Source organism: Microbacterium sp. LEMMJ01 (assembly GCF_002114135.1).
GTDB lineage: Bacteria > Actinomycetota > Actinomycetes > Actinomycetales > Microbacteriaceae > Microbacterium.
Genome location: NZ_NCTV01000040.1, coordinates 1 through 1,122, shown reverse-complemented (window position 1 = coordinate 1,122; position 1,122 = coordinate 1). Strand labels below are relative to the sequence as shown.

The window sequence follows — 1,122 nt, the reverse complement described above, 5'->3', positions numbered from 1 at the left end:
GGGTGAGGCCGTGGCTCTCGCGCGTCAGCTGATCGATCCCGCGCTCGCCGACGCGCCCGTGCAACCGGGGACGGTCTGGGTCCCTGGCTCAGGCTGGACACAGAACCCTCCGCCGCCGGAGCCGGGCGGCAGCGGATCCCCTTCGGGGGAGGTCCACGTGCGCGCGCACGTGCGCTCCGGTTATCCCGTCACGGAGCACTGGCGCGCAGCGCGCGGCTCAGCCCAGGAGTGACCGCGTCAGTGCGCCGCGTCGTACGCCTCGAGGATGGACGCGGGAACCCTGCCGCGATCGCTGACCTGGTGTCCGTTCTGACTGGCCCATTCACGCACCGTGTTGAGATCGGCCCGTCCGCCCCGCGACGTCCTCGCCGGACGCCGGGTGGCTGCGCCGATGCGGCGCGCGCTCTTGGCCCAGGCCTCGAACTCGAGATCGATCTCGAGTTGCTTTCCGTCGATCGCGAAGGTCGCGGGATCGAGCCGCTCGCCAGGTCGCGCACACCACCGCGAAGGGCGGCGTCATCGCGATGACGAAGTCGCTCGCTGCGGAGGGCGCCCGCTACGGCGTCCGCGCGAACTCGATCTCGCCTGGCTTCGTCAGCACCCCGGCGACGGACAAGGCGGTGGATGCGGAGGGCAAGGCCTGGCAGGTCGGCAACGCGCTCATTCAACGCCCCGGCACGGGCGAGGACATCGCGTACATGCCGCTCTACCTGGCCTCCGACGAGTCCTCTTGGGTGACCGGACAGAACTACAGCGTCGACGGCGGCGCGACCGCCGGGTGGCGGAACGACAGCGAGACGGACCGACTGGCCGCGAAGAACGGCTGACACGCGGGTCGCGGCGCGACCGGTGACGGACGTGAGGCACGGTGTCAGCTGACACCGTGCCTCCCGTCCGTCGTGGCCACCTCGTCTAAATCGCGAGGTACCCGCCGTCGACGGCGAACTGCGCGCCGGTCGCGAAGGCGGCCGCGTCGGAACCGAGCCACGCGACCATCTCGGCGATGTCGTGCGGCGTGCCGAGTCGGCCGATCGGGTGCTTCGTCAGCAGCGCGTCCTTGAAGCCGGGGTAGGTCTCCTCCAGCGCGTCTATCATTGGCGTCTGGATCACCCCGGGCAGCAC

General features: G+C 70.9%; 3 protein-coding genes and 1 pseudogene. 2 read left to right on the top strand and 2 right to left on the bottom strand.

The window, feature by feature from the left end:
• Positions 1-232, top strand: a pseudogene (locus tag B7W94_RS18290) (nucleotidyl transferase AbiEii/AbiGii toxin family protein); the annotation flags it as partial.
• A gap of 5 nt (positions 233-237) precedes the next feature.
• Here the strand turns inward: B7W94_RS18290 and B7W94_RS17695 are convergent.
• Positions 238-393, bottom strand: a complete 156-nt coding sequence (locus B7W94_RS17695) for an Lsr2 family DNA-binding protein (RefSeq protein WP_425488716.1) — start codon at positions 391-393, stop codon at positions 238-240.
• Here B7W94_RS17695 and B7W94_RS17690 point away from each other — a divergent pair.
• On the top strand, positions 384-827 hold the full coding sequence (locus tag B7W94_RS17690; protein ID WP_082157159.1) for an SDR family NAD(P)-dependent oxidoreductase: 444 nt from the start codon (positions 384-386) through the stop codon (positions 825-827). The genes B7W94_RS17695 and B7W94_RS17690 overlap by 10 nt on opposite strands.
• 85 nt (positions 828-912) lie before the next feature.
• On the opposite strand, the gene B7W94_RS17685 is transcribed toward B7W94_RS17690, so the two are convergent.
• A partial coding sequence (locus tag B7W94_RS17685) for an SDR family oxidoreductase (protein WP_139833359.1) occupies positions 913-1,122 on the bottom strand: 210 nt, incomplete at its 5' end.